The sequence below is a fragment of the Gracilimonas sp. genome, from assembly GCF_035704785.1.
Lineage (GTDB): Bacteria > Bacteroidota > Rhodothermia > Balneolales > Balneolaceae > Gracilimonas.
Genome location: NZ_DASSWP010000207.1, coordinates 1 through 23,884 on the forward strand (window position 1 = coordinate 1; position 23,884 = coordinate 23,884).

Consider the following 23,884-nt stretch of genomic DNA (forward strand, 5'->3'; position numbering starts at 1 on the left):
AAAATTGCTAAGAAACCTGAATTTTGATTCATTTGAATAGATGCGTTTGTCTAATACTTTTAAAAAAATTCCATTATCTGAAATAACACCTAACCAACTTAAATATGATACACCCACATACTGAATTAAAGTTAATCAGTGAAGAAATTGGCTACGGTGTTGTAGCGACAAAATTTATACCTGCGGGTACCATAACTTGGGTTCTGGATAAATTGGATAGAGAGTTCACACCTTCTGAAGTTGAAGGGCTGGATCCACTTTACCAAGATACTTTGAATACATATTCCTATCGCAATAGTAAAGGAAACTTTGTTTTGTGTTGGGACAAAGGAAGGTTTGTCAATCATAGCTTCAGATCAAGTTGTATGAGCACTGCCTACGATTTTGAGGTGGCTATACGGGATATTCAGCCCGGAGAACAATTGACTGATGATTACGGATATCTGAACGTTATCTCTCCTTTCCAACCAGTTGATGAGGGTACAGAAAGAAAAACTGTTTTTCCTGATGATCTCCCGAATTTCCATAAATCCTGGGATAAGCAGATTGAAAGAGTTTTTCCAGATATCATCCGGCAGGAACAGCCCTTAAAGCCGTTGATGTCTGTTGAACTTTGGAAAAAAGTCAATTCTATTATTGAAGGAAAAGAAGAAATGGAATCCATACTTGTGAATTATTTTAAGGAATAAAAGAGTAGAAAAAACTCACTTTACTTTCCAATACAAAAGCGGGAAAATATCGAATCCAAAACATCCTCATTGGTGATCTCCCCGGTAATAGTTCCCAGGTCTTTTAACGCGGCACGGAGGTCAATAGAAAGAAAATCCCCGGTCATGTTCTTAGATAAAGCCTGAAGAGCAGACTGGACATGCTCTTTGGATTTCTGAAGTGCGTCACGGTGGCGGGTTGAAGTGACAAGCAGGCTGGAAGCATCGTAATGTTTGTTTTCCAGGGCACGGTCTTTCAGAAGCTGTTTCAATTCTTTGATTTTTTCTCCTTCAAGGGCCGAAATTTTGAGGTCAAATTCCGTTCTCCATTCCTCTTTAGTTTCAATATCGGCTTTGGTTCCAATAAGGATAAAAGGGGTGTCTTTGGCGCGGGACTGAAAATCGGCGATCTCTTTTCGCTCCACCTCTGAAAAAGGTTGAGAGAGGTCTTTGAGGTAGATCACCAGATCGGCTTGTTCGAATGCTTTCTGGGAGCGTTTAACTCCCTCTGCCTCTATGAGGTCTTCAGTTTCCCGGAGTCCAGCCGTGTCGATGAGTTTGAATAACAAGCCATCGTAGCTCCAGTCAGCATCAATGGTATCGCGGGTAGTTCCGGCAATTTCAGTGACGATGGCGCGATCACTTCCTATCAAAGTATTCAACAAGGTAGATTTCCCTGCATTGGGTCGCCCAATGAGTACAGTCTTCACTCCGTCTTTTACTAACCGCCCGGTTTCATAGGTTTCAAGAAGCTCGGAGATCTCCGAATCCAGCTCTTCCAGTAATTTCTGAAGCTGCTCCTTATTGGCAAATTCCACATCCTCTTCGATGAAATCCAGCTCCAGTTCCACCATAGCAGTAGCGTCAATGATCTGTTGCCGGAATTTCTTAATGTGTTCACCTAATCTTCCTTCCAGTTGCTGATGTGCAGCATCCACTGCTTTGGAGCTTTTAGCGTGAATAAGGTCGGCTACAGCTTCGGCCTGATCAAGGCCCAGTTTCCCATTCAAAAATGCACGCTGCGTAAATTCTCCGGGTTCGGCTGACCTCACTCCAAGTGCTAATATCGTTTCCAATACCGATTGTGTAACCAAGACCCCACCGTGACAGGAGATCTCCACCGTCTCCTCGCCGGTGTAAGATCTTGGAGAATGAAAAAGCGTAACCAAAACCTCATCCACCGGGAATCCCTTCTTATTTATGATCTTTCCAAAATGGACAGTATGGGAGTTCTGACGGCTGAGATCTTTCCCTTTGAATGCTTTGTTTACTTTTGTGATGGCGTTTTTACCGGAAACGCGAATAACGGCAATTCCGCCTTCCCCAACAGGAGTGGCAATAGCAGCAATAGGTGGTTTTTGAGTAATATCTGACATAAAGCTAAGATAGGCAGATTGCCACGAAAACACGAAAGCACAGAAATTATTTGTGAGGGATTAAAAAATTTGGTGTCTAGAAAAAAGGTTGAATGCTTAGGTACAAAAGTAAGTTTAATGACTAGTAGCAATCTAAATGTTTTAGGACTTTTATTGATTTAGCCACATATTGGTAAAAATAAAGGTTAAAAATTCCGGCTGATATGGAAAAATATATTTTAGCATTAGATCAGGGTACAACAAGTTCACGAGCTATGCTCTTCAATAAGAAGGGGGAGATCGTTTCGGTAGCACAAAAGGAATTCAGGCAAATATATCCCGAGCCGGGTTGGGTAGAACATGATGCCCAGGAAATTTGGTCGACCCAAGCCGGGGTTGCAGCCGAAGCTGTAGCTTCTGCCGGAGTAAATGGGAAAGCTATTGATGGGATCGGAATTACCAATCAGCGGGAGACCACGGTGGTTTGGGAACGAAAATCGGGCAAGCCCATCTACAATGCTATTGTGTGGCAGGATCGCCGGACTTCAGATTACTGTGACCAGCTTAAAAAAGAAGGTCATGCCGATATGATCCAAAAGAAAACCGGGTTGGTCATCGACTCTTATTTTTCGGGTACCAAAGTGAAGTGGATACTGGATAATGTTGAAGGAGCCAGAGAAAAAGCTGAAAAGGGCGAGCTCGCTTTTGGTACCATCGACAGCTGGCTGATTTGGAATTTGACGCAAGGTGAATTGCACATTACCGATGTTACCAATGCCTCGCGAACATTGCTTTTCAATATCAAGAAAATGGAATGGGATGATGAGCTGCTGGATCTTATGGATATTCCCAAAAGTTTACTTCCTCAGGTAAAACAGTCGAGCGAAAAGTATGGGGAGACCAAAACCACCTTATTTGCCAGTAAAATACCGATAGCCGGAATCGCAGGAGATCAGCAAGCAGCTTTGTTTGGACAGATGTGCACCGAGCCCGGCATGGTAAAAAATACCTATGGAACAGGCTGTTTTATGCTGATGAATATTGGCAAAGAGCCTGTGGTATCAGAACAAAATCTACTCACAACGGTTGCCTGGAAAGTAAATGGGAAAACTACGTATGCCCTTGAGGGGTCAGTCTTTATTGGTGGTGCAGTGGTACAATGGCTGCGGGATGAAATGAGTATCATTCAGGAATCTAAAGACATTGAGTACTTTGCCAATAAAGTGGAAGATTCAGACGGAGTGTACTTAGTTCCGGCATTTGCAGGTCTTGGAGCTCCACACTGGAACCAGCATGCTAGAGGTATTATGGTTGGAATGACGCGCGGAACAAACCGTGCTCATTTAGCGCGGGCTGCACAAGATTCAATTGCCTATCAGGTTATGGATCTGCTAAACGCCATGAAAGCGGATGCAGGAATAGAGGTGAAGGAGTTGAGAGTTGATGGCGGAGCAACAGTAAATAATACTCTGATGCAATTTCAAAGTGATCTGCTTGGGGAAGTACCGGTTGTTCGTCCCATGATCACGGAAACCACTGCATTGGGCGCCGCCTACCTGGCTGGTCTTGCTGTTGGATATTGGGATGACATGGAAGAGCTTCGGAAACTTTGGAAAGCCGATAAAACCTTTAAACGAAAAATGGATCAGGATAAAGTAAAGAAACTGACCAAGGGTTGGCAGCGTGCCGTTAATGCTGCTATAAGTTGGGCAGATGACCGATGATCCAAAAGATCAATTAGATAGGAGATTAAACGATGAATCCACTGTTAGCTGAGTTTATAGGAACGTCCATCCTGCTTTTATTCGGGTGCGGGGTGGTTGCCAATGTGATCCTGAACAAAACTAAAGGAAACAGCAGCGGATGGATCGTGATCACCTGGGGATGGGGTATGGGAGTTTTCATTGCCGTTTATACCATGGGGCAATTTAGCGGAGCACATATCAATCCTGCCGTCACCATTGGTTTGGCAACAGCCGGATTGTTTGAGTGGTCAATGGTGATCCCATATATCTTATCGCAGATCGCGGGAGGATTTTTTGGTGGCCTCTTAACCTGGCTAGCCTATAAAGATCATTTTGAAGCCACAGAGGATGGCACTACCAAACTGGCGGTATTTTCAACCATACCTGAGATCCGAAACTATGGAGCTAACTTTATAACGGAGGCTATAGCAACCTTCATCTTGATCTTTGGGATATTGTATCTATCTAGCCCCGGCTTCATTGATATGAATGGAGAGCTTCTTTCTGCCATTACAATTTCGGGAAAAGAAGTTGGATTTGGGTTAGGGGCACTGGCTGCATTGCCGGTTGCACTATTGGTATTTGGAATTGGGCTGGCTTTAGGCGGCCCAACCGGATATGCTATAAACTCGGCGCGTGATCTGGGTCCAAGAATAGCACATGCTGTATTACCATTTTCGAATAAAGGAAGCAGTGATTGGGCGTATTCGTGGATACCAATTGTAGCGCCATCCGTTGGGGCTGTACTTGCAGCTTTGGCTTTCAGGCTGCTTTAAGCATCATGTAACAGAAAAAATATGAACTAAAAAAATGATAAAAATGAATTCAACAGGAAAATTAACAAGATTTTTATTCATAATTTTTTGTCTAATTAATTGTTCTGTACTTTCGGGTCAGACCTTAAAGGCTCAGGAAAATTACATTGCCGACAGGCCCGGCATTGGTAATGGGTCTTATGTTGTTGAACCGGGTATTTTTGGTTTAGAAACTGGGATTCAGCTTTCAAGCGGTAGATCGGTAAACCAATTTGATATCGGGCAAATGCTGCTGCGTTTTGGAGTGAGTGAGAAGCTGGAAGTGAGGGCATTGATTAATTCTTATTCAACTCAGCGTTTCGATGAAACCGGAACAGTAAACTCTGGTTTTCAGGATCTTGGGTTAGCCACAAAATTCCGTCTTTTTGAATCGGAAGGTAAAGAGACGAGAGTCTCTGCTATTGGTAAAGTGAGTTTGCCGTTGGGTGCTTCTACTTTTACGAAAAATGAAGTTATTCCAACTCTATTTTTAGTAGGAGATCAGTCATTAACCGAAAACGTAAACCTGTCTTCTAACATAGGTTATACTTTTGGAGTGAGCAGTTTGAGCGATAATTGGTTGTTTACACTCACACCAGGATTTACATTCCCAAACCAGAGAAACCTGGGAATTTATGCAGGGTATGCAGGTATTTACAATGGAAATAATATCAACCAATATTACGCAGAAGCAGGAGTGGCATTGATTATTAATGCCGGTGCACAGCTCGATCTTAGTGCAGGTTATGAATTTGAACAGGAATCTCTGTTTATAGGAATTGGATTTGCCCAAGGCTTTGACTAGGAGATCAATTCAAATAAAAAAGGCTTCTCTTTTTAGTGAGAAGCCTTTTTCCACTTAATATTTAAGTGATTATTCAATATCACCCATCAGCTTTTTAACACCCGGTGCTGCCAGTAATGCTACCACACCACCTCCACCTACGAAAATAGCTACCATTTGAAACAAACCAGCTGGTGCAAGGTTTTCGAGTTGACCTGCCATCAATCCGGCCATAAGGTTACCAAGAGCAGCTGCAACAAACCAAATCCCCATCATCTGACTAACTCTGTTTTTTGGAGCAAGTTTGGTCATGGAAGAAAGTCCTACCGGAGACAAGCACAATTCGCCGACGGTATGCAGGAAGTAGGTAACGATCAGCCAAGCCGGTGAAACAAGATTGGTGGCAGAGGCATTTGCGGATCCCCATGCTAAAACAAAGAATCCTGCAGCTAATCCAAATAAACCCAATCCAAACTTAACAGGGATAGATGGGTTGGCATTACGTGAAGCCAGCCAAGTCCATAAAAAGCCGAAAATCGGCGCAAAGATTACAATAAAGGTCGGGTTGATCAGCTGGAGTGTACTGGCTGGGATTTCCCATCCCTTTCCAACCTGGTTGAATACCCAATATAGGAATCCGAGTAAAGCTACCGCGGAAACAATCAATGCAAATTTTGCCATTCCCCAGAGGTTATCTCGTCTGAAAGCCTTGAGTACATAATAACCTAAAGGAAGTGCAATGATCAGTGTGATGAGAATCGCACCAAATCCGCTAAAGAATGAACTTGGACCAACAGCTCTGTTAGTTAGTTCAGAGGCAAATAGGTTCAAAGAAGAACCAGCTTGCTCAAAACCACTCCAGAAAAGAGCAGCAAGAATGAACAGCCAAAAGATTACACCAAGTCGTTTTTTATCTTCTGTACTGTGACCACCAAAGAAAATGATATACCCAAAAAATAGCAGAGTAATGATTACGGCAACAATACCCAGGTTTTGAGCTAGCGTATCTAATGCAACATCAATAGCTCCGGAACTTTGGAGGAAGCCAAAGACAACTACAACGGCGATAAGTATAGAGGAAACAGTATAGAATATCTTGCTTTTTTTGCTGACTTCTTCGTCAGTAATGCTTTCATCCAGCTCGCCGGCACCTTCCAGATATTTATCGCCAATTTTGTAAGATATAAGTCCAAGTACCATGCCAAACCCTGCAAGGGAAAATCCATAGTGCCAGTTATATCCTTCACCTAACAATCCACAAAGAAGTGGGCCAAGAATTGCACCCAAATTAATACCCATGTAAAAAATGGAGAATCCCGCATCTCGTCGAGCTCCACCTTCAGGATAGATATCACCTACCATGGAACTCACATTCGGTTTAAGTAAACCGGTTCCTAAAACAATAAGGGCAAGACCAATGAAAAAGAAGGTTGTGGTAGGGACGGCCATGCTGAAGTGTCCGGCTGCAATGATACACCCACCCACAAAAACAGCTTTTTTCTGACCCCAAATATTATCAGCAACCCATCCTCCCGGCAATGAAAGAACATATACGAAGAAGGTGTAAATACCGTAAATAGCTGTTGCCTCACCAACACTGAAACCAAGTCCGGGATTATTTCCCAAAGCTTCAGCTGTCATGAAAAGTACAAGGAGCGCACGCATTCCATAATAACTGAATCGCTCCCATAATTCGGTAAAAAATAAGGTTGAAAGGCCACGTGGATGACCGAAAAAGTCATTAGCAGTGGCAGAGTTCCCGTTTGCCATAGTTTATAAAGGTTGATTAAGGGTTTAGAGAATCTATTAAGTGCCCGATGATACCCAAACAGCAGAACGGTTGCAAGAAAGGATTGAATTCGAAGTGGTTTGTGACGACCTTTCGGAACGGAGCATAATCAAATGGATATGAAAAAAATCAGGATCAGCACTCTTTATAAAGATATTGAAGAGTCAATTTCACAATTAAAAAAGGACCCTTCTCTGATGTTAAGATCCAGAGAAATAGTTGAGCAGGCACTCAAAAAGGACGAGGCTTTTTACGGAATCAATACCGGTTTTGGAGCCTTGGCAAGTAAAAGAATTGGCAATGATCAGCTAAAGCAACTGCAGCGAAACCTAATCCTGTCTCATGCGGTGGGTACGGGAGATTTGATCTCCAAAGAAATTTCCAGGCTTATGCTTCAACTTAAGATCCATGCACTCGGGTTAGGATTTTCGGGGATCTCAAAAGAGACTTTTGATCGTCTCATGTATTTTTCTGAGCACGATTTGATTCCGGTAATTCCTGAGAAAGGAAGTGTGGGTGCTTCCGGAGACCTGGCGCCACTCGCGCATATGTCGCTTCCATTGCTTGGTTTTGGTTCATTTTGGAATGAACAGGGCATAGATACCGTGCCCGCAGATGAAGTGCTGAAAAAGCATAATTTGGAACCTGTAGAGCTTCAGCCGAAAGATGGTTTGTCGCTGATCAATGGAACCCAGTTGATGAGTTCTTATGGGGCGTATGTTCTTGAAAAGACGTTAACGTTGCTGAAGTCCGCAGACCTGTTGGGGGCTATGAGTCTTGAGGCATTACAGGGTAGTATAAAACCATTTGATGAACGCGTACATCAAATCCGACCTCATTCAGGTCAACAGATCGTAGCCGAGAATGTACGAACCCTATTGAAGGAAAGTGAGATATTGGAATCACACAGAAATTGCGGGAAGGTTCAAGATCCGTATTCTCTCCGGTGTATTCCACAAGTTCATGGGGCCAGCAGGGATGCCATTGCTCATTGTGTTAATACAGTGGAAACCGAGATAAATTCCGTTACCGACAATCCTTTGGTTTTTCCTGACGGGGATATAATTTCAGGAGGAAATTTCCATGGCCAGCCATTGGCACTGGTGCTAGATTATGCTGCAATTGCATTGGCAGAAATAGCAAGCATCTCTGAACGGCGTACCTATTTAATGCTGGAAGGACATGATGGGCTCCCAACTTTACTGATGGAAGAAACGGGTATAAACTCCGGCTTTATGATTCCCCAATATACAGCAGCTGCTTTGGTTTCAGAGAATAAGGTATTGTGCCACCCAGCTTCGGTGGATTCTATTCCTACCAGTCTTGGGCAAGAAGATCATGTGAGCATGGGAAGCATTGGGGCACTTAAATTGCTCAATGTTTTTAAGAATGTGGAGCAGGTACTGGCCATCGAATTATTTACCGCTGCGCAAGCCCTGGATTTTCGAAAACCCTTGAAACCCGGCAATGGAGTAGCTCTTGCTCATAAATATATAAGAGAACAAATTCCTCATGCTCAGGAAGATCATTTTTTTAGAGATGAGATCAATATTGCAGTTAACTTACTTTCAGATACTGAACTCATGGATCAACTTCCGTTGAAATGATTTTTATTGAACGGCTTACTTTCGTTTATTCTCTTCCATGACTAAAAAAATTCCAGGGCATATTTTGCCTGTTATCGTCTTTTCCCAATTTGCAGGCACATCTCTTTGGTTTGCCGGAAATGCGGTGGTACCTGATCTTATTGCAGAGTTGGGCTTGCTTGAGTCAACCGTGGGTTACATCACGATGGCTGTTCAGGCCGGTTTTATAATAGGAACTCTGGTGTTCGCAATTCTTAACGTGGCCGACCGGATCTCCCCGGTTAAAGTATTTTTGGCTTGTTCTTTTTTAGGAGCTGCTTTTAATGGACTTACTATTTTTGGCGGAAGTTTTACAGAAATAATGTCTGCCAGGTTTTTAACGGGTTTCTTTCTTGCAGGGATCTATCCTGTTGGGATGAAAATTGCATCAGACTGGCATAAAGAAGGATTGGGAAAAGCACTTGGTTATTTGGTAGGTGCATTGGTAATAGGAACGGCTTTTCCACACTTTCTGAAATTTGCAGGCGGAGATCTGCCCTGGAGATTTGTTTTGATCAGTACCTCTGTGATCAGCTTTTCCGGCGGACTTACACTCTTTTTCACCGTTTCTGACGGACCTTATAAAGGGAAGGCGGGTAGTTTTAGACCTTCTGCACTTTTCACTTTGTTTAGAGATAAAAACTTCAGGTCTGCTGCATTTGGGTACTTTGGCCACATGTGGGAGCTATATACTTTTTGGGCATTTGTTCCGGTGATGTTGGCTTACTATGTAAATATCTCGGGAGTTATTTTAAACATTCCACTTTGGTCGTTTATTATTATTGGGATTGGGGGGATAAGTTGTGCAGTTGGCGGACATCTTTCCTTAAAGATCGGAAGTAAAAAAGTGGCCTTTAATTCTCTATTGATTTCAGGGCTATGCTGCCTTTTAATTCCATTTCTATTTCAGGCTGAGGTGTGGCTTTTTATAGCCTTCTTGATGATCTGGGGTATTTTTGTGATCTCTGATTCTCCACAGTTTTCTGCAATGGTAGCCGGATCGGCAGATCGTTCATATGTTGCCACGGGTTTAACGATCGTGAACAGCCTAGGCTTTGCCATAACTATTGTGAGTATACAATTGGTAACGCTCTTATGGACTTCTTTTGAGGATGGATCTATTTTTTGGGTAATGCTTGCCGGACCTTTGTTTGGACTGATCTCGGTAAGTAAATTTAAAACTAAAATGGGACCGTAACTTTCTTGGTCACTTTATCGTGTAAACACTATGGAAATTATTTGGATCATATTAGGTGCCTTTTTTATTATAGCCGGACTTGTCGGGGCTTTTCTTCCCGTAGTTCCCGGTTTGCCATTTAGTTATGTTGGCTTGCTGATACTTCAGCTTTTACATGCTCCGTTTTCCCTTACTTTTATGTTGGTTTGGTTGGGAATAGTCATTCTTTTTGGGTTTGTATTGGATAATGTGATTCCGGCCTGGGCAACTAAAAAGTTCGGTGGTTCGGCTTACGGAATTACGGGTAGTGTAGTCGGATTGATCGTAGGGCTATTTTTTCCGCCAATTGGGTTTGTAGTAGGGCCATTCCTGGGAGCTTTCATTGGGGAGATGATCTCCGGACAAAAATCAGATCGGGCGCTTAAATCAGCTTTAGGGGCTTTTGCGGGATTTATGGCTGCAACAGGCTTAAAAGTAATGGCGGCAGGTATGATTGCTTTTTATTATTTCACCAATTTATAAAAATACAAACCCCAACCTGAGATCAGCTGGGGTTTGTAAGTAAGGTGAATCTATACGCGTCTACCTATAACGCTTAATTTTGTATGCTTCCTGCTTCAATTTTTAATTCTGAATCAGGCCGTTCCGTTTCTTGTCCTTTCAGATATTGGTTGAACCATCTCATGGAACGTAAACTGTAATCATACTGTGCGGTGGCATTTCGGTTACCGTGACCTTCTCCGGGATATAGTACCAATCGAACCGGAGTATCTGTTCGTGTTTTGATATGTCGATACAATTCGTAGGATTGGCCAGGATCAACACGTGTGTCTTCCTTACCATGCATGATCAGTAGCGGGGTTTTGGCATTATCTACATGATAGATCGGGCTGCGTTCCAGATAATCCTGATAATCATCCCAAATACGCTTGCGGGCATGAACGTGATACAATTCTTCCGGAATATCACTGGTTCCCCACTTGGAAAGGTTATTACTTATGCCTACAAACATAACTCCGGCAGCAAAGCGGTCACTGTATTTTGTGCTTAGCCAGGCGGTTGCATATCCGCCATAAGAACCACCGGTAACACCGACCTTGCTTTCATCAACAATGCCTTCAGAAATAAGGTGATCCACGCCCTCAACGATATCATCGAACTCAGCTCCCGCCAGGTCACCCTGACTGCTCATGGCGAATTCAATTCCCCTTCCTGTGCTTCCACGATAATTGGGATAAAATACAGCAAACCCATCAGCGGCACCCATTTGACCTGCAATGGAATAGGAGGTAAGCCAGCCGTTATCATAATGAGCTTCAGGTCCGCCATGAATTACGTTGATGAGCGGGTATTGAGTTCCTTCCTGATAATCAATCGGATAGATCAATAATCCTTCGATCTCGAACCCGTCCTTTGTTGTGAAAGAAATAACCTCTTGTTTTCCGAGTGTTACCTCATCCAGCCAGGGGTTACTGTTTGTGATACGTTCGGGTGTATTTTCTCCTTTTTTCATCAGGTAGAGTTCATCAGGATGCTCGGGAGTGCTAACATCAAAAATATAGGTGCCATTGGAGGCGTGATCAAAAGCTTTCAATATCGGTCCGCCGGTTGGTATGATTACGTTCATGCGGCTTCCATCACTTCGGATAGTCCCAAACTCTGACCAAACGCCTTTACTTGCCAAATAATGAAGGGTGTTATTATCAGCCCATTCTACTTGTTCAAACATCCCTTCAAAATCTTTCTGAAGCAGGGTTGCCGATCCATCTTCTGCGTTCACAATATTAAGCCGGCCGGCAATAGGATCATTGATATCGGCAGCAGCAATCATGGCAATTTTATCACCATTTGGGCTCCAGCTAAAAGAACCCAATTTTCCTTCATGTTTAACTTCAGCCAGAATATCTCTTGATCTATGATCAATGATGAGCACTTTTTGGCTCATGAATGAATCATCAACCAAAGGGGTAGGTGATACAGCTATGGCTATCTTGCTTTGATCAGGACTCCACAAGGCAGTGTAAACAGTTCCGTCAATAGGAATACGATGCGGCTGATGACCGGGCATAGCTACATTTTGAATGTAAGCCCAGGTGTTGGTCAGGTTTTCTTCATAGATTTCCGGCTGATATGGTAATGGGGAATCCGTTTTTTCTTTAGGTTCTGCTGCTCTGAAAACCATGTGATTCCCATCGGGAGCCCAGTCATAACCAGAAATATTGGTCTCAAAAGAATAAAGTTTTTGAGCTTCTCCTCCGGTAAGCGAGATCTCATAAACAGATCGTGTGGCATCGCCATCTCGCTTGTCGATATAAGTTATGCTGTTATGATTTGGACGAAATGCTACACCACTAACACTTCGCCCGGTGATAAATGCATTGGTGTTGCCGGTTTGTACATCCAATAAATATAAGTGAGCACTTGCCGGTGCATTATTCTTGAAAGGATCAGCAGGAACTAGAACGGTATAGGCTGCGGTATTTCCGTCAGGTGAAAGATATACGGATCCTACGCTTTTAAGTTGAGAAACCTGAGTTGGTGTGAGCCCTGTTTGAGCCAGTACAGGGTCTGTAAAACCAAACATGATGGCAATAAAGAAGATCAAGGCTTGCATTGGTATGACTCGATGTATTCGATCCATAGTTTCCTCCTAATAATTGTTTAAAATATTTCTCAAATGCAGCTAAGTAAAAAATTTGACTTACGTAATGAGTGATATTATATGAATTCAATATGAATTTAGATAAAACAGATAGTTCAAAGTTTGATATGAATGGCATTATTTCGTAATTCCTGCTTCATGTTAACAAACAGATCTGAAATGCGTTTCTCTTATTTAATATCTTTTCTATGCATTGTTTTTTCAATATCTGCATGCACAAATACAGAACAGGAATACCTCGTGATCAAAGGCGCCACGCTTTATGATGGAACGGGTGGTGATGCTATTGAGAACAGCGTGATCATCGTAAGGAATGATGAGATCGATTGTGTGGGAATAGCCGAAGAATGCTCAATCCCTTTGGGAAGTGAAGTAATTGACGCTTCAGGTAAATACATTACCCCGGGGCTTGTTGATGCTCATATGCACTTTTTCCAAACCGGATTTTTTGACAGTCGCCCGGATGCCATGGACCTCAATGAAACATATCCATTTCCGGAAGTCGCTGCGTTTCAACAGCAAAACCCTCAGCGATATTACGATACTTATCTTTGCTCAGGTATAACAGCCGTGTATGATGTTGGTGGGATGAGTTGGTCGGTTGGATTACAGGAATCAGCCGAGACAAATCCAATGGCACCCCATGTTGCAGCGGCCGGTCCTCTGCTCACTCCTGTTCCCGGCGCACCTTTTGATCTGCCATCCGACAGAGTTCTTGTTCAGCTCGATTCAGAAGAGACAGGCGTTAAAATGGTTCAGTACATGTCTGCACTGGGAAGTACAGGGATCAAATTTTGGATGCTTCGAGCGGACGATGAGGAATATATGAAGAGAGTAGAAGCGGCTGCTGAAGAAATCAAGGAACGAGGAAACCAGATGATAGCCCATGCAACCAGTTTGGAACAAGCTAAAGCTGCCTTGAGAAATGGCACTAAATTGTTGGTTCACAGTGTAGAAAACACTGAGATAGACGAGGAGTTCATCGAGTTGGCGAAAGCAAATGGCACTTTCTATAACCCAACTCTTATTGTAAGTGCAGGTTATATGCTTGCTTATCGTGCTGCTGCAGATATAGCTCCTATTCAGATAAATGATCCCAATGGTTGTGTGGATCAAAAAACGAGGGAATTGATAACAACTGCTTCTCAATTTAAAGATCATCCAAGGCTGACAGAAGGGTTTAAAGAAAGACTCAGAAGTTTTGATCCGGATACAGACATGACCCGCCAAATGTTACTTCAAAATCTCAAAAAAGTATATAAAGCTGGTATCCCAATTGTCGTTGGTACGGATGCGGGTAACCCCGGAACCCTTCATGGTATCTCTATCTTTGATGAAATGGAAGCTATGCAAAGTGCAGGTATTCCACCGGGAGATCTCATAGTAATGGCCACAAAGAACGGCGCAGAATCTATGCGCAGACTGGATGATTTCGGCACCCTTGAACGGGGTAAATTCGGGAATCTGATTATGATGGATAAAGATCCTGCCGAAGATATTTCGAATATGCGGTCGTTGACCCATGTGATGATCAAAGGAAACCTGAAAGAAGTTGAGGATATTCAGAAGAATTAGGTTTTCGGTAGTAAACCTTTCCAAAGTTACAACGAGCTGGAATTAACCAAGGGTTACCATGTAACTTTGGAAAGGTTACTTAAGGAGTAAAAATTTACGGCTTCATATTTGTCCGCCGTTTTTTATATCATTTAATACGATTCAAATCTTTAAATTTCACCGCTATGAAATTTTATTCTGCCTTTTTTCTGATAATACTTGTCACCCTAACATCATCAACTATAGATGTAAAAGCCCAAGATAAACTTTTGGGTAAAATTGATTTCCCCAATTCGGGTGCCGAAGCCGCACAAGCCGATTTTATAGAAGGAGTTAAGTTTCTTCACAATTTTGAATATGAAGATGCGGCAAGGGCTTTTCAGCGGGCAAGGGAAATTGATCCTGACTTTGCGATGGCCCATTATGGAGAAGCCAAATCCCACAATCATCCCATTTGGTTTCAGCAAAACAGGCAGGCCGCAATGGATGTGCTAACAAACCTGGGAGAGACTGTCGAAAGCCGGCAAGCTAAGGCTTCAACTCAGCGAGAAAAAGATCTGTTGATGTCACTTGAGATCTTATATGGAAATACGGCTGAGAGTGAGGGAAGATCAAAAGAAGAAAGAGATGATCTTTATATGGAATATATGGCTGATCTTCACGAAAAATATCCTAATGATCATGAAATTACGGCGTTTTATGGTTTATCAATCTTAGGAAGTGCCCATGAAGGCCGTGATTATGCCACTTACATGAAGGCCGCTGCCGAACTCTTCGACGTATGGAATAAAAATCAGGAACACCCCGGCGCTGCCCATTATTTGATCCACTCCTTTGACGATCCGATACACGCTCCTCTTGGATTACCGATGGCCAAGGCATATTCTAAGATTGCTCCCGCTGCGGCTCACGCCCAACATATGACCTCCCATATTTTCCTGGCACTGGGAATGTGGGAAGAGACTATTGATGCGAACATCGTAGCCCGGGATGTGCAACAATCACGCGAAAAAGAGCTTGGCGAGCAAGCCACTGTTTGTGGCCATTATACTTGGTGGCTGGAGTACGGATATTTGCAGCGGGGTAAAACCGAAGAAGCGAGAGAAGTGTTGCAAACCTGCTATGATCGAATTAAAAAAGAACCTACAGGTAGCGAAAAGTGGCATTTTTCAATAATGAGGGGACACCAAATAGTGGAAACCGAGATCTGGTCTGCCGCAGAAGAATGGGCCGCTGATTATGAAAATGACAACCCAGCTGCTATCAATTATTACTTTACAACGGCATTATCGGCGATCAAAATGGGAGATGTAGAAAAAGCTCGCCAAAACCTTGCTGATCTCATGAAAACTCCGGCAAGCAAGGAGCGTGATATCCAAGTAAACCAGATTAAAAGTTTGTTGTTGATTGAAGAAGGGAATGCTGAGGAAGGCATAAAATTGTTAAGAGAAACGGTAGTGGCAGAATCTGAATTACCGGTCGACTTTGGTCCGCCTACTATTGTAAAACCATCCTATGAGCTACTTGGCGATGTTTTTCTGGAGTTAGGAAACTATGAAGAAGCCTTAGAAGCATATGAAAAACAATTGCAGAGAACTCCCAAAAGAAGACGTTCCCTCTTAGGTAAAGATCAAGCAGGCGGGATGGCCTCAAAATAGCATATCAGAGCATCAGATATCTTCGTAAAACGAGTTAGACTTGAAATTTTGCCGGATTATGTTACATTGTATATAAATTATGTAAATAATTTCGGAGGGTGTCATGAAAAAGATCGTACTTCTTACAGGTTGCTTCACTCTTTTACTTTTCGGTTTTAGCTTTTCCCAAACTGAGGAGGGGGCTTATCTCAATGTTGATTATTTGAAGGTGGAAGAAGAGAATTATTCAGAATTTGAAGAGCTGATTCAATCGAATTGGAAATCACTATATGAGAGTAAAATTGATGAAGAAAAAGTGACTGGATGGTACTTTTATCGAGTTGCTTATCCGGGGGGGCAGGCGGGAAAGTATAATTACGTAGTGATAAGTACGTATAATGAATTAAATACGATAGTTGAAGTTAACGGTGATATGAGAGGTAGATTGTCTCAAATGCCGGAAGATCTCACTGGGGAAATGTTTAATTTAGCTACTTATCAATTTTCAGAACTTTGGGGAACAGAAGCCGGTATCATGAATACTGCCGGGCAAAAACCGGGTTTATTTGTAGTCATGAATTATATGATGGTTAATCCCGGTAAAGAAGCTGAGTACATCACCCTTGAAAATGACCTGGCACGTCCATTACACAGAGCCCGCATAGAAAATGGAGAAATGTATAGCTGGCGAACCTATTCACTGTTAAAGCCGGGCGGGTTAAATTATCAGTATAACTTTGTTACGGCAGATTATTACGAAGAACTGAATGACATAGAATATGGCTTTACCAATGATATTATCAGAAGCGTAATGCCCGGTACTGATATTACCAAAATGTTCGAAGCTATATATGCCACTCGCGATATCGTGAAAAGTGAGCTTTGGCAATTAGTGGACCATTTAGAATAGCTCTTCTGTCGTTTATTAGGAAATACGACTTTTCAATCCATAAAAAAATCTAATTAAAGTTAGAGACAAAGAAACATATATTAATGTTGTTTAAGAGCGGAATACTAGTGAGTTCAGCTTGTTTATTTGGGGAATTTGAATAAAGATTAGGGTAATTGAAGTTTAAATATTTTTATGTCCATAAAGGACTTTATTGGGCTGTACATTTAGCGGTTTATTTTTGGGTAATAACTGGAAATGTCTGTGCTCAGGATTCAGCGAATCTTGATGAACTGGTTTCTAAGTTAGATTCCGTAGCCATTGCACATCTGGATAATCCCCCTCTTACTAAAAGCAGCTTCAATTACGCTAAATTAGAAGTGCTTTTTGATACTTCCTCCGTTATAACACAGAGATCTAAGGCAGAGATTGAATTACTAAAAACTCAAAAATCAGTTTTAGATTCAGATTATGGTATAGGGCTCGATGTTGGGATTGTTCAAAACTTTGATCAGGGAGTGTTTGGTGCAGAAGGAGTTTTTTATCAAAGAAGAGCTCAGCTTGGAGTGCAATGGGATATCCTGAAAAACGGATATTATGCCAATCAGAACAGTATAGAGAATATCAATGGTGAGATTGAAATAGCCAAAAAGAAGGCAAAGGCTGAATCACGTGGTGAGTTATATCAAGGTCAGTTTCAAAGATTATGGTATCAGTTTAATTACTTTAAGAATAAGCGATTAAAAGCCTACTTGAGCATACTGGAAGAACAAATATTAATCGCTTCACAGCTTTATGAATTAAATTACATTCCTCTTGATGAAGTCCTGAATATTAATTCAAATAAGGCACGAGTAGAAACTGAAACCTCAAGCAATATTCAATTTAGCAATCAATTTGATGGGCTAAAGGTAATGGATATTTCTGAGGATGATATGCCTATTTTGAAGATCGATCTCGAAAGGCTTATAGCAGACGGATTGGTATTCTATGATGAGCTTCAGGATCTGTATACAAAAAATGGATACAAGCCTTTAAATGAGCTTTCCCTTTCTACCTTCCTGAGATATAACCTCTATGGTGGTACCGGCGTCCAAAATGCTTTTCCGGGAACTTCAAGCAGAGAGTTCTTTTCGGCCGGTATATCATTGTCTTTGCCGTTACCTCTTGGAGTTGATAAAAAACGAGCAGTGCATGACCAAGAGCAAAAAATTCGGAAACTTGCTTTACAGGAACAGAAAAGAATAGTAAGTGATCAAATTCTGGAGATGTATAAGGCATATCAGTTGATACTGGAAAGGTATATCACAAATTATGAGCGATATCTGCTTCAAGAGGAAAAAATAAGAGAACAAAGAATAAAAAGATCTATCGAGTCGGACGTATATAGTCCCCATGAACTAGTCTCTGCATTATCCGAACGTTATGCGGTATCGCTTGATCTGTTAGATATTAAACAAGAATTGTATAGCAGATTGTTAAAAATACAGTCTTTGTTACCTGGTCAATCCCTGCTTGATTACGTAAACCCTGTTGATATGGATAAGTTTTTTGCGACCAATGAAGTAAACTTTGAATTATATATTTGGTCAAATACTCTCAGGGATTACGATGCGCAAAATATTTTGGAGTTTTTGACTTCTGAAAGTATAAAAACTGGGTATGAGTCTGCGGAAATAGATAAAGAGTTTTCTAAGCAGATAAATAAAGTTATGGGATGGAATACGATCGCTATTCATGACTTTCGGTCTTGGCAAGAGATCAAAAAACGATCATTTTAATATTCAGACGAAATGAAGAGCGGACAATTTAATACCAACAAATCCACAATCAGGGGTAGCAGAGAAAAAGAAGTGACCCCAAAAACAAACTGGGATCGAGTCGTTTATCTTGCACTACTGTCAATAGGGGTGATTGCTCTAAGTTATTATTTGATCAATAGAAATTTCTTTGTGAAAGGAGACGGCAGAGTAACGGCGAATGAAATGCAGGTACTGTCGCCAAGCGATATCCGTTTTCAGGAAATATTTGTTCAACCCGGTGATACCGTTCAAAGAGCAGACACTTTATTTATGTTTACATTTATTGAGTGGCAGCAGTCGATGGATAGTCTCGAAACCATTAAGAGAAGTCTGAGAGATGCCAGTCAGGAGCTCAATGAGGTTCAGGGAGACTTGAGGATCAAAGCTATTGAGTTGGAAAGAAATAGCCAGCAATTGGAATATTATGAGTCCCGCATCTCACAGATAAAAACAGAGATACAATTAGGAGTGGCAACAGTTTCAGAACTTAAATCTGTTGAAGACCGGCTGATGAATTTAAAAGGGGAGCTTTCCCTGATTCGGGAACAGCAACAGTTGCTACTCAATAAAAGGAACAGGCTTCAGCGAAAGATCTCATCCCCTTATGGAGATGATGGGTCTGATATTCCAATGAATGCTGCAAGTATGCAACATATCTACAAATCACCGGTTTCCGGAATAGTTACGGCTCTGTATAAGAATGAGTCTGAACTTGGACTCAGATCAGAACGAGTAATGGCCATACTTTCGGTGGAATCACAAATTAAGATCAAAGCAATATTTCAACAAAAATCCGGGAAGTATTTAAGTATCGGCGATCATATGAATATCACCTTTGATAATGGAGCAAAAAGCAAAGGAGTTATCACAGATATTTATGCTGCTGAGGCTTTGATAGACCGCCCCACAGGGAGCCAAAGTGAACTTGAATTTAGTATTCAAATTGTAGCTGAACTAAAACCGGAAAATCCGGTAGAGCTTGATCAGTGGAAGTCTTACAACAAGATGGGTGTAACCGTAAAGAAAACGATATTCTAATGGCTATTGATGATTTTTTTGTAGACGAAGACAATGAAGGATTAGAGGATAAACGAATATTTGAGATTGGTGATATGAAGTTCATCAGGATCAAAGATCAGGAGCCTCTTACCTTCGATTCTTTAAAAAATTTTGATGGGGTTATCATAGAGTATACCCGATACACATTTACACTGGAAATGATCAAAAACATTAGGTCACATAATGAAGAGCAGGTTTATTTGCTTCCCCTGTTTTTGTATAAAAGCTATGGCGAATACAGTGATGCGTTATCAGAAATGGTAGATGGAACTTTAGAAAGATTAAATGATCTAAATTCAATTGCTGAGACAACAAGCATCATAAAGAGTAGAATTTGAGAATCAGTAAAGGCAAGGCATGAAGAAAATAAATTGTTTGATAGTTGAAGACGACAGTGCTTTCCAAAAAGTAGCTTCTTTGATGGTTGAGAAAGCTGACCGAAGACTCAATCCAATTGGCGTTGCAAGTACCGGTAAAGAGGCTCGGGAAATGTTTAATCGTTATGAGATAGACATCATTTTTCTGGATCTTCATATGCCGGATATGACAGGGTTCGAGCTTTTGGATGAAATTGAACTGAAGGAAGATACTCAGGTCATATTAATGACCGGGGATGAAGATGCAGCTATAAAAGCATTTGAGTATGGGGTAACTGATTATCTCTTGAAACCATTTTCCGGAATTAGGTTTCGCAAGGCTATTTCGCGTGCAATTGAGAGCATTAAGAAAGAAACCCAATCAGGATCAACGGAAAATATTTTCTTAAGAAAAGCTCTCCAATTGTCTCATACCAGAAATAAAGAAATAACACCCATACCCAGCAGATCTTCTAAACTAGGATATACATATCCATTATTATCCATAAATCTGGATTATGAAAATGAGCATACTGCTTTGGATATACTTGAATCTGCAGACAGAGAAGGATTGGTGACCGGAGAGTTTGTAGATTATATATACTCGTGCAATAACTGCTATAATAGTTTGCTGCATTTCAGAGAGTCATGCCCTAAATGCCAGTCCACTTATCTGGAAATTGAAGAACTTGTACATCACTTTCCATGTGCCTACGTGGGACCAGTTTCAGACTTCACAAAAGAAGACTCAAATGAAATTATGGAGTGCCCAAAGTGTAAAAGAATTCTAAAGCATATTGGGGTTAATTTCGATAAGCCATCTGTAATGTATTCGTGCAAGAAATGTGATCATGAGTTTCAGGATCCTCATATAAAAGCCAAGTGTCATGATTGTGGGGCTGATACCAGGGTAGAGCGATTGGTTAAACGTCAGCTAAAGAAATATAAGTTAACAAAACTGGGAAGAGATGCCGCGGCCGGTAAGTACAGTATAAATCTCAAAGGCTTCGATGAACTAAATGACATTATTAATAAAGACTACTTCTTAAGGCTTCTTAAAAATGAGATAGGCCGCAAAAAGGTTGCTAATTTTGATAGTACAGTAGCTGCACTTCAGTTTGCTAATTTAATCGACTTGTATCAAGGAATTGGCGAGCGAGGCCAAAAAGAACTTATCATTGAATTATTTGAGCTAGTTAACCAAGAATTGCAATCTTCTGATGCCGTTATATTCGGAGACCGTATTACCATGCTTTTCCTCTTTACCGAACAAGAAGTTGAAGATGCTCAGAAAATGCTTAATTCGATAAGTGAAAGAATCATTGAACTGATCAAAGATAACTTTGATGGCTTTGAGCTGACCACCGAAGAGGCTTTGATGCTGATAGAAGAACAAAAAACACCGTCGTTTCACCTGAAACAATTGATGAATTCATTCGAGCAGGTTCAGCAGAATGGTTGATTTTGTTACATATTGGACCCAAGAAGGCTTCTTAGGCTTTTTTAGGGTATTCTGGTTTTATATAATTTTCGAATTCCCCCGATATATTTTGATGGATTATGCCCTGCTGATCGTTTATTGGGTAAAAAGCCGTTTTGGCGAAAAAGATTATCAAACAGCAAGAGAAGATTTTTTTTCTTCTAAACCATTCCTTTCTATCATTGTCCCCGGAAAAAATGAAGGAAAGAATTACTATCGTCTTATAGAATCTCTTGAGATCCAGACTTATCAAAACTTTGAAGTAATAGTGGTGGATGATGGCTCTGATGATGATTCTCACATCATTGCCCGGGGGCTTGAAAGGCAAGGTAAGATCGACCTCTTTATTAGTCATAAAGAAAGAGGAGGTAAAGCCTCGGCTGCTAATACAGCACTGAGGTATGCTCGCGGTGAATTTATCGTTCATATTGATGCAGATAGTAGTTTAAAACATGATGCATTGGAAGAAATAATGATCCCATTCTATATGGATTCTAAAATTGGAGCCGTGGGGGGGAATCTTGAAGTGAGGAATCCTGATCATAGCCTCTGTACAACATTTCAAAAGATCGAGTATAATATTTTCATCATGGTTGGGCGAATGGTGATGTCATCATTGGATATTCTTCGAATTATTTCAGGAGCATTTGGAGCCTTTAGAAGAGATGCTCTTGATAAATTACATGGATGGGATATTGGCCCGGGATTGGATGGAGATATAACCCTTAAGATCCGTAAAATGGGTTATAAGGTACAGTTTGAACCTAAAGCCACCATCTATACAAGTGTGCCAGACAACTTTGTAAAGCTTGCAAAACAGAGATTGCGGTGGAGCCGATCCTTGATACGTTTCAGGCTTAGAAAGCATAATAATTTATTTATGCCTTTTTCTACATTCGATCTGGGGAATTTTATCTCTGTGGCTGAGAATATTTTCTTCAACTTTATACTGAATTTCTTTTGGTATCTGTATATGATAGATATTATAGTAAACTTCACTCAGGAGATCTTATATATTCTAATAGCAGGAGTACTTCTGTATAGCACTTCTAAGCTACTGCAATATATAGTGGTACTTATACTTTCAAGAGACTGGAAGCAAAAACTTAAGTACATCATGTACCTGCCCGGGATGGTTTTCTATACGGGATACTATATTCGTTTTATTCGTACAGCAGCATATATCAAAGAATTATTTTTCAAGTCCTCGTTTGAGGATGATTGGAACCCAAAGAAAACTTCGATTCAGGGTAAAAAACTTGAAGAGAATATTGAAAAATTTTTTAACAAAACCGGTTAAGAGTTTACTGCGGACTTTACTAGAAAAAAAATTGAATAAGTACAACACAGAAGAATTGGTTAGGTAATAGACACTTCCCTATTTTTTAGTTATGACAGATGCAGAAAAGAAAAGGCTGATGAATATTATTACTTTTCGAATAGAGGAAACAAAAGGGGAAATAGAAGAGCTGAAAGAATTGGTAAAACCTATACCGCTTGATGCTTACATAGGCCGGGCTTCAAGAATGGACGCAATCAACAATAAAACTATAAACGAATCTTCGCTAAGAGAAAAAAAGAAGGAGCTGCAAAAATTAGAGAGAGCTTTGGAAAATTCAGGAACTGATAAATTCGGAATCTGTACAAAGTGTGGTGATGAGATTCCTTTTGGGCGCCTGGAATATATGCCGTATACCACTCGCTGTGTTAAGTGTGTTGGATGATCTTCCTTCAATAAATCCTTAAGAGGAATTTATAAATCAGAAGAAATAAATAATGCGTTTGAACATTAATGTTTAGACATTATATTCAGGGCAATTAATATCATCTGCAACAGACACCACCATTATGAGCACCTCATCAATTACTGCAACCCAGACTTCGGTTTGGCAGCACCTTCGCAGCAATATTTTTGAAACCGAAGTTTGGATGCGTTTAACTCTCAAAAACTTCCTGGAAGAATTCAGCATCACCCAACAGCAATTTTCTATCCTGAGAATTTTAAAAGACGCCAACAACGAGCCTATGTCAACAAAACAAATACAGACATTAATGCTCGACAAAAGTTCAGACACTTCCCGATTAGTTGATCGGCTGATCGAAAAAGAGTTGGTTCGCAAGCGTAAAGATCCTAACGATGGCCGGCTGGTTCAGGTATTTATCAAATATGAGGGACTTCGATTACTGGCCCAAATTGAAGATAGACTGGAAGAACTGGATCGGGAATTTGATCTACTCACAGAAGATGAGGCAGAACAGTTAAACTTTCTATTGGAGAAAGTACGCTCTTGAATTTAATGATATCATAAGCTACTATCGGGCAATCAAAAAATTAAGTACGAGCGACAACATAAAATGAATAATGCCATTAATTGGTTTGAGATTCCCGCGACAGATATTCAAAGAGCAAAAAAATTCTATGAAGCTATTTTTCAATTCGAGATGCCCATATTAGATATAGGTGACGGG

At 41.0% G+C, this 23,884-nt stretch carries 20 protein-coding genes; 17 read left to right on the plus strand and 3 right to left on the minus strand.

Annotated elements, in window-relative coordinates; genetic code table 11:
• Window positions 1-104 precede the first annotated feature (104 nt).
• Window positions 105-689 (plus strand): SET domain-containing protein, encoded by a 585-nt coding sequence (locus VFM80_RS11860; RefSeq protein ID WP_395072042.1) that lies wholly within the window; start codon window positions 105-107, stop codon window positions 687-689.
• Window positions 690-709: 20 nt separating this feature from the next.
• Here VFM80_RS11860 and mnmE read toward each other — a convergent pair whose 3' ends face one another.
• Window positions 710-2,083, minus strand: coding sequence for a tRNA uridine-5-carboxymethylaminomethyl(34) synthesis GTPase MnmE (gene mnmE / locus VFM80_RS11865; protein ID WP_395072043.1), 1,374 nt, complete (start codon window positions 2,081-2,083; stop codon window positions 710-712).
• A 203-nt stretch (window positions 2,084-2,286) separates the two neighbouring features.
• Between mnmE and glpK the strand changes: the two genes are divergently transcribed.
• From glpK to VFM80_RS11880, 3 genes are read left to right on the plus strand one after another with little or no spacing between them, the layout of a single operon-like run.
• Window positions 2,287-3,786, plus strand: a complete 1,500-nt coding sequence (gene glpK, locus VFM80_RS11870) for a glycerol kinase GlpK (protein ID WP_395072044.1) — start codon at window positions 2,287-2,289, stop codon at window positions 3,784-3,786.
• 32 nt (window positions 3,787-3,818) lie between these two features.
• A complete protein-coding gene (locus VFM80_RS11875; protein ID WP_395072045.1) occupies window positions 3,819-4,583 on the plus strand; it encodes an MIP/aquaporin family protein in 765 nt (254 codons plus the stop codon).
• A 43-nt stretch (window positions 4,584-4,626) separates the two neighbouring features.
• Window positions 4,627-5,406: a transporter gene (locus VFM80_RS11880; RefSeq protein ID WP_395072046.1), complete on the plus strand. Its 780-nt coding sequence runs from the start codon at window positions 4,627-4,629 to the stop codon at window positions 5,404-5,406.
• 69 nt (window positions 5,407-5,475) lie between these two features.
• Here the strand turns inward: VFM80_RS11880 and VFM80_RS11885 are convergent, their stop codons facing one another.
• Window positions 5,476-7,155: a peptide MFS transporter gene (locus VFM80_RS11885; protein ID WP_395072047.1), complete on the minus strand. Its 1,680-nt coding sequence runs from the start codon at window positions 7,153-7,155 to the stop codon at window positions 5,476-5,478.
• Between the two features lie 132 nt (window positions 7,156-7,287).
• Between VFM80_RS11885 and hutH the strand changes: the two genes are divergently transcribed.
• The 3 genes from hutH (at window position 7,288) to VFM80_RS11900 (ending at window position 10,498) form a co-directional block, all read left to right on the plus strand.
• Window positions 7,288-8,781, plus strand: a complete 1,494-nt coding sequence (gene hutH, locus VFM80_RS11890; RefSeq protein WP_395072048.1) for a histidine ammonia-lyase — start codon at window positions 7,288-7,290, stop codon at window positions 8,779-8,781.
• A gap of 64 nt (window positions 8,782-8,845) precedes the next feature.
• Entirely contained in the window at window positions 8,846-9,997 is a 1,152-nt protein-coding gene (locus tag VFM80_RS11895) for an MFS transporter (RefSeq protein WP_395072049.1), read from the plus strand.
• Between the two features lie 30 nt (window positions 9,998-10,027).
• Window positions 10,028-10,498, plus strand: coding sequence for a DUF456 domain-containing protein (locus VFM80_RS11900; RefSeq protein ID WP_395072050.1), 471 nt, complete (start codon window positions 10,028-10,030; stop codon window positions 10,496-10,498).
• 73 nt (window positions 10,499-10,571) lie between these two features.
• Here the strand turns inward: VFM80_RS11900 and VFM80_RS11905 are convergent, their stop codons facing one another.
• The gene (locus tag VFM80_RS11905; RefSeq protein WP_395072051.1) at window positions 10,572-12,617 is read right to left on the minus strand and encodes a S9 family peptidase; all 2,046 of its coding nucleotides are present in this window, start codon (window positions 12,615-12,617) and stop codon (window positions 10,572-10,574) included.
• A 180-nt stretch (window positions 12,618-12,797) separates the two neighbouring features.
• Between VFM80_RS11905 and VFM80_RS11910 the strand changes: the two genes are divergently transcribed.
• From VFM80_RS11910 to VFM80_RS11955, 10 genes are all read left to right on the plus strand, one after another.
• Entirely contained in the window at window positions 12,798-14,213 is a 1,416-nt protein-coding gene (locus VFM80_RS11910) for an amidohydrolase family protein (protein ID WP_395072052.1), read from the plus strand.
• Window positions 14,214-14,377: 164 nt separating this feature from the next.
• Window positions 14,378-15,850 (plus strand): tetratricopeptide repeat protein, encoded by a 1,473-nt coding sequence (locus tag VFM80_RS11915; RefSeq protein WP_395072053.1) that lies wholly within the window; start codon window positions 14,378-14,380, stop codon window positions 15,848-15,850.
• A gap of 103 nt (window positions 15,851-15,953) precedes the next feature.
• The gene (locus VFM80_RS11920; protein ID WP_395072054.1) at window positions 15,954-16,739 is read left to right on the plus strand and encodes a hypothetical protein; all 786 of its coding nucleotides are present in this window, start codon (window positions 15,954-15,956) and stop codon (window positions 16,737-16,739) included.
• A 155-nt stretch (window positions 16,740-16,894) separates the two neighbouring features.
• The gene (locus VFM80_RS11925; RefSeq protein ID WP_395072055.1) at window positions 16,895-18,499 is read left to right on the plus strand and encodes a hypothetical protein; all 1,605 of its coding nucleotides are present in this window, start codon (window positions 16,895-16,897) and stop codon (window positions 18,497-18,499) included.
• Window positions 18,500-18,511: 12 nt separating this feature from the next.
• Window positions 18,512-19,558 carry a hypothetical protein gene (locus tag VFM80_RS11930; RefSeq protein ID WP_395072056.1) on the plus strand — a complete coding sequence of 349 codons (1,047 nt, stop codon included), beginning with the start codon at window positions 18,512-18,514 and terminating at the stop codon, window positions 19,556-19,558.
• Window positions 19,558-19,917, plus strand: a complete 360-nt coding sequence (locus VFM80_RS11935) for a hypothetical protein (protein ID WP_395072057.1) — start codon at window positions 19,558-19,560, stop codon at window positions 19,915-19,917. Before VFM80_RS11930 ends, VFM80_RS11935 begins: the two co-directional genes overlap by 1 nt.
• A 19-nt stretch (window positions 19,918-19,936) precedes the next feature.
• Window positions 19,937-21,397, plus strand: a complete 1,461-nt coding sequence (locus VFM80_RS11940) for a response regulator (RefSeq protein ID WP_395072058.1) — start codon at window positions 19,937-19,939, stop codon at window positions 21,395-21,397.
• Window positions 21,390-22,715 (plus strand): glycosyltransferase family 2 protein, encoded by a 1,326-nt coding sequence (locus VFM80_RS11945; RefSeq protein WP_395072059.1) that lies wholly within the window; start codon window positions 21,390-21,392, stop codon window positions 22,713-22,715. The genes VFM80_RS11940 and VFM80_RS11945 overlap by 8 nt, the downstream gene beginning before the upstream one ends.
• Before the next feature lie 118 nt (window positions 22,716-22,833).
• Window positions 22,834-23,139: a TraR/DksA family transcriptional regulator gene (locus VFM80_RS11950; RefSeq protein ID WP_395072060.1), complete on the plus strand. Its 306-nt coding sequence runs from the start codon at window positions 22,834-22,836 to the stop codon at window positions 23,137-23,139.
• 124 nt (window positions 23,140-23,263) lie between these two features.
• The gene (locus tag VFM80_RS11955) at window positions 23,264-23,707 is read left to right on the plus strand and encodes a MarR family winged helix-turn-helix transcriptional regulator (RefSeq protein ID WP_395072061.1); all 444 of its coding nucleotides are present in this window, start codon (window positions 23,264-23,266) and stop codon (window positions 23,705-23,707) included.
• The last annotated feature ends 177 nt before the right edge of the window (window positions 23,708-23,884 follow it).